Consider the following 5,452-nt stretch of genomic DNA (forward strand, 5'->3'; position numbering starts at 1 on the left):
ACGCTCTCCGTCTGACACGACGAGCGCCCCAGGCCGCGGAGTCCACATCGGGACCCGCGGCCTTCCTGTTCTCCACCGTCGGTGGCTCCAGGTCGGCAGGTCCCGTACCGACCGACTGACCGAGACGGAGCACCAGGAGGACCTCGTGCGGCTCACGACGCTGCTCGACACGTTGAACCAGGACGACACCTCGTCCTGTCCCACGGCCACGGCCGTCACCCGCCAGGAGTTCGACCTCCTGGTCGCCACGCTCATCCCGTGCCGGGAGCACGACTCCGAGCTGTGGTTCGCCGAGTCCACCCGGGACGTGGAGCAGGCCAAGTCCCTGTGCCAGGCCTGCCCCGTCCGTCAGGAGTGCCTCGCCGGTGCCGTCGAGCGCGGCGAGCCCTGGGGTGTCTGGGGCGGCGAGGTGTTCGTCGACGGGGTGGTCGTGCCCCGCAAGCGTGGCCGGGGCCGGCCACGCAAGAGCGAGTCCACCGCGGCCTGAGGGGGTGGCCCTGCGCGAGCCGCGGGGCCACCCCCTCAGGGCAGGAGGGCCGCCTCCCTCGCGGTCGCGTGGACGGGTGCGGTGCATCCGCACCCGTCGTGGCGCTCCCACGAGAGCGTCCTGGGCACCACCTCCGGCAGGCGGACCTCCAGGGCCCCGTCGTGGACGTGCACCGGACGCCCGTCGATCTGGGCCAGCACCTGAGCCGCGGCGAGGGCCCCGCTGGAGCAGGCCAGCACGGACTCCTCGGGCAGGTCGGGCGCCGCGACGAGCTGGGCGGCCAGCAGCGGCCAGTGGTCGTCCATGTCGGTCCGGTGCAGGTCCACGCAGTGCAGGCAGGCGGTGCGCCCGGGCTCGACCATCGGGCCCACCAGCACCGACGCCTCCCGGACCACGACGGACAGGTGCGTCACGTCCTGAGCCATGAGCGACTGGTGCCGGACGGGGTCCGGTGCTCCGTGCTCGACCAGGACGACGACGTCGCACGTGCTCGCCGCCTCGCAGCCGCGGCCGGGCTCGTTCAGGGGCACGGCCCGCACCGTGGGGACGAGGCCGTGCAGGTGCCGGGCGGCCGTCAGGGCCCGCACCAGACCGATGTCCCCGACCGTGTACCCGGTGCCCACGTCCTCCCGGGTCACCGGGCGCCGGTCGTCCAGCTCGACGACCCCCACCCCGGCGCCTGCCAGGCCGGCCGCGACCTGCAGCCCCAGACGCCCCAGGCCCACCACCCTGACCCGGCGGAGTCGTCGCGCGCCGACGACGCGGTCCCCGGCGCCGTCGGCGGAGAGCAGGGACCACACGGCCTCGTCGGGCTGCTGCGCCCGGTCCGGTGCGCCGACCACCAGGTGCGCCGCCAGGAGGTGCTCGACGATCGTGTCGGCCTCGGCGGGATCGACGTGCTCCTGCTCCAGCAGTGCACGCAGCGCGGCGACCTCAGCTCCTCGTGGGAGCGACCGGAGCGCGCCGGCGGCGTCGGCGCTCAGGTCCGTCAGCCGTACCGCCCAGCGTTCGTCCGCACCGACCTGCACCGTCGTGGGTCCGCACCACAGGACCTGCACTCCTGGTCTGATGTGCATGCGGCCCCTCGGTCGTCGCGCCCGCCGTGGTCGTGGTGGGACCAGGGTCGTGCAGGTGGGGGGCGGGATGGGGTTGTCCACAGCTGCTGCTGCGGCCGCCGGGTACGACCAGAGGCGGCCTCCCCCGGGGGGAGACCGCCTCTGGTCGGGTGTGTCAGGCCTTGCCGAGGATCCGGTTCAGCTTGGTGGAGCAGACGGGGCAGACGCCCTTCGCCATGCGGCGGCCGTTGGCGACGACGACATCGCCCTCGGCCTCACGCTTCTCCTTGCACTTCACGCAGTAGAACTCGCCCTTGTAGGTCTCGGCCATTGAGGTATCTCCGTTCAGAAGGCTTGCGCACCGGACGTTCGACCCGGCCGGCTGCGATGACCCTCGTCCTGGGAGGTCGGGCGTCACCGTGCAGCCACAGCGTAATGGCCGCTGGTGGTGGCGTGCGCACCGGTGAGGCACGGCGCGTCGGTGCGGGCCGTGCGTGCGGTCCCGGGTCCGGACCACGCTACGGTGCTGGCGTGGCCGAGGAGCCGACCGGGGGACCGGAGGACCACAGCACCGGGCAGGACGGGCAGGACGCACCGGTGCCCCCCACCGGTGCCCTCTTCCCGCGGGACGTCGAGGTGCGCCGCAGCAGGCGCCGCGTGCGCACCGTCACCGCGTTCCGCGAGAACGGTCGCCTGGTGGTGGCGATCCCCGCGAGGTTCACCCGCGCGCAGGAGCGGGAGTGGGTCACGCTGATGGCGGCCCGGGTCGCGGCCCAGGAGCGGCGCCGCCGACCGTCGGACCTCGAGCTGCTCGAACGGGCCAGGTACCTCTCGGAGCGGTACCTGGGCGGGGATGCCGTCCCCACCAGCGTCACGTGGGCCACCAACCAGGGGCGTCGGTGGGGGTCGTGCACCACGACCGACGGGACCATCCGCATCTCGGCACGGGTGCGGGGCATGCCCAGGTGGGTCCTGGACTACGTGCTCCTGCACGAGCTCGCGCACCTGCTGCACGCCGGCCACGGCCCCGAGTTCTGGGCCCTGGTGGGCCGGTACCCCCGCACCGAGCGTGCCCGGGGGTTCCTCGAGGGCGTCGCGCACGCCACCGACAACCAACCTCCGGACGACTCCGAGGGCTGAGCCCGTCAGGGGGAGGTGGGCCCACCCGGTGCTGCCTCGCCGTCCCCGGGGCCCTCGCCGTCCTCGGCGAGGATCTCTGCCAGCGCCCGGTCCAGGTCGGCGTGCTCGTCCACGGCCTCGGCCCGGCGCCGTGCATACCCGGTGGGGTCGTCGAGGTCCTCCGCGGTGGGCATGAGGTCGGGGTGCTCCCACACCTCGTCACGGGCATCGGGGCCGCGCTCGTCGGCGATCAGCGCCCACAGCCGGGCGGCGTCCCGGGAGCGGCGGGGACGCAGCTCGAGGCCGACGAGCGTCGCGAAGGTCGCCTCAGCGGGTCCGCCGGCCGCACGTCGGCGCCGCATCATCTCCCGCAGCGCGGTCGTGTGGGGCAGGTGGGGCGCCGCGGCCGCGGCGGTGACCTCGTCGACCCAGCCCTCCACGAGTGCCAGCGCCGTCTCCAGGCGGGCGAGCGCCGCCTGCTGGTCCGGGGTCGTGCCCAGGGCGAACACCCCGCCGGACAGCGCCTCCTGCAGCGCGGTGGGGTCCGTGGGGTCCACCGACCCCAGGGCCTCCTCCAGGGAGTCCATGTCGATGGCGATGCCGCGTGCGTAGGCCTGCACCGCCCCCAGCAGGTGCGCACGCAACCAGCCCACGTGCGTGAACAGGCGACCGTGGGCGCCCTCGCGCAGCGCGAGGAAGATGCGGACCTCGTCCTCGGGCACGTCGAGCCCCGCGGCGAAGGCGGTGACGTTGCGGGGCACCAGCGCGGTGCCGGGGCCCTCCAGCAGCGGCAGGCCGATGTCCGTCGAGCCGAACACGTCGTGCGAGAGCGTTCCTGCGGCCTGGCCGACCTGCATGCCGAACACCGCGCCCCCGAGCTGCCGCATCATCTGTCCGGCTCCTGCGAGGTCCCCGGGGCCCGCGCCCAGGACGTCCGGCGCCTGCGAGGCCAGCAGGTCCGCCAGGGCGTCGGCGACCGAGCCGGCCACCGGCTCGGTCAGGTTCCGCCAGGTACCGCTGGTGCTCTCGACCCACTCCGAGCGGCTCCACGCCCGGACCGGCCCGCCGCCCGGGGGCAGACGGGTGGCGGTGTCGAGCCACAGCTCGGCGACGGAGAACGCCGAGGTGACCGCGCGACGTTGGGCGTCGGTGACGACGGGATCGCCCTCGGCGACGGCCGCCTGCCTGGCCAGGTCGTGGGCGAGGTCCCAGTTGACCGGGCCGTCGCCGGACGTGGCGAGCATCCGCTTGATCTGGTGCAGCACCTGGCCCAGTGCGGCGGGGTCCTTCGGCAGGCCCGCGGCCGCGACCAGCTGCTGCAGGTCCACGGGCGTGCCGTCGGGACCGGTGAGACCCAGGTCCCCGGACGTCATCTCCTCCAGGACACGGTCGGCGTCCGGGCCCAGCAGGGACCGGAGCATCTCCACGAACTCCGGGGGAAGGTCCGGGCGGTCCGGGTCGGGCGAGTGGCTCATCGTTGCTCCCAGGCTGCGTCGGGGAGCTCCACGGTAACCGGCCGCGTACCGCCGGGTGGCGGTCCTGGCCCGCCCGACGGGCCGTGGAGCGGGCAGGTTCGCTCTGGGCGCACAATGTCCCGGTGACCGATGCGCACGATCTCCCGCCTGCACCCCGGACGACCCCTCGCGCCGTGACCCTGGCGGTCACCACCCTGACCACCGCGCTCCTGGCGTCGGCGGCGTTCGTCATCCCGGTGCCCTACGCGGTGTCCTCGCCGGGCCCGACGCGCGACACCCTGGGTGAGCACGACGGAGCGCCCTTGATCACCATCGACGGGACCGACACCCACGACTCCTCCGGGCAGCTGCTGCTGACGACGGTGTCGGTGGCCGGTGGCCCCGGGTTCCCGGTGAGCGTCCCGATGATGGTGCGCTCCTGGTTCGACGCGGACCGGTCCGTGACACCGGTGGAGCTGGTGTTCGCACCGGACGAGACCCGGGAGCAGATCGACGAGCGCAACCAGGCGCTGATGATCTCGTCCCAGGAGCAGGCGTCGGTGGCCGCCCTGCAGGAGCTGGGCTACGAGGTGCCGGCGGCGCTGGTCGTCGTCGAGGCGATGCCCGGCACCGGCGCCGATCACGTCGTCAGGCCGGACGACGTGATCGTGGAGGTCGACGAGCAGGAGGTCGACAGCTTCACGGCGCTCGCGGCGGTGATGGAGGACGTGGAGCCCGGCACGACCGTCGTCCTGGGTGTGGTGCGCGACGAGGTCCGGTACGACCTGCGCGTGGAGACCGTCGAGGACGAGGACTCCGGGCGGGCCCTGCTCGGGGTCATGATCAACCCGGAGTTCGACCTGCCGGTCGACGTCGACATCGAGATCGACAACGTGGGGGGCCCCAGCGCCGGTTCGATGTTCGCCCTGGGCATCATCGACATGCTCACCGAGGAGGACGAGACCGGCGGCGAGGTGATCGCCGGGACCGGGACCGTCGACCTGCACGGCGACATCGGCCCCATCGGCGGGATCCGGCAGAAGCTCGCAGGCTCGCTGCGGGACGGGGCCTCGTGGTTCCTGGCCCCGGCCGACAACTGCGACGAGGTGGTCGGCAACGTGCCCGACGGTCTGGTCGTCGTGCGGGTCGAGACCCTCGCCGAGGCCCGCGCCGCGGTGCAGGCGATCGGTGAGGGCCAGGCCCAGGACCTGCCCGCCTGCACCTGAGGCCCGCCTGCACCTGAGGTCCGGCCGCGCCTACTCGAACGTGGCCCGGACCGCCTCGACCAGACCGGGCACGACGTCCGGGCCGCCGGCGACCGCGGCGTCGGCGTCGTG

General features: G+C 74.0%; 6 protein-coding genes. 3 read left to right on the top strand and 3 right to left on the bottom strand.

The window, feature by feature from the left end; all coding sequences use genetic code 11:
• Positions 1–145: 145 nt before the first annotated feature.
• Positions 146–487 (top strand): WhiB family transcriptional regulator, encoded by a 342-nt coding sequence (locus N869_RS12505; protein ID WP_035062198.1) that lies wholly within the window; start codon positions 146–148, stop codon positions 485–487.
• A 35-nt stretch (positions 488–522) separates the two neighbouring features.
• Here the strand turns inward: N869_RS12505 and N869_RS12510 are convergent, their stop codons facing one another.
• Positions 523–1,563, bottom strand: a complete 1,041-nt coding sequence (locus N869_RS12510; RefSeq protein ID WP_035062200.1) for a ThiF family adenylyltransferase — start codon at positions 1,561–1,563, stop codon at positions 523–525.
• 154 nt (positions 1,564–1,717) lie between these two features.
• Positions 1,718–1,873 (bottom strand): DUF5679 domain-containing protein, encoded by a 156-nt coding sequence (locus tag N869_RS17865; protein ID WP_198026069.1) that lies wholly within the window; start codon positions 1,871–1,873, stop codon positions 1,718–1,720.
• A gap of 266 nt (positions 1,874–2,139) precedes the next feature.
• On the opposite strand from N869_RS17865, the gene N869_RS12515 reads away from it, so the two are divergent.
• Positions 2,140–2,682 (top strand): M48 metallopeptidase family protein, encoded by a 543-nt coding sequence (locus N869_RS12515; RefSeq protein WP_035062203.1) that lies wholly within the window; start codon positions 2,140–2,142, stop codon positions 2,680–2,682.
• Between the two features lie 5 nt (positions 2,683–2,687).
• Here N869_RS12515 and N869_RS12520 read toward each other — a convergent pair whose 3' ends face one another.
• On the bottom strand, positions 2,688–4,136 hold the full coding sequence (locus tag N869_RS12520) for a zinc-dependent metalloprotease (protein WP_035062201.1): 1,449 nt from the start codon (positions 4,134–4,136) through the stop codon (positions 2,688–2,690).
• A 122-nt stretch (positions 4,137–4,258) separates the two neighbouring features.
• On the opposite strand from N869_RS12520, the gene N869_RS12525 reads away from it, so the two are divergent.
• Positions 4,259–5,341 carry a YlbL family protein gene (locus N869_RS12525; protein ID WP_035062202.1) on the top strand — a complete coding sequence of 361 codons (1,083 nt, stop codon included), beginning with the start codon at positions 4,259–4,261 and terminating at the stop codon, positions 5,339–5,341.
• Positions 5,342–5,452: the final 111 nt, after the last annotated feature.

Source organism: Cellulomonas bogoriensis 69B4 = DSM 16987 (assembly GCF_000767165.1).
In the GTDB taxonomy this organism is placed as follows: domain Bacteria; phylum Actinomycetota; class Actinomycetes; order Actinomycetales; family Cellulomonadaceae; genus Actinotalea; species Actinotalea bogoriensis.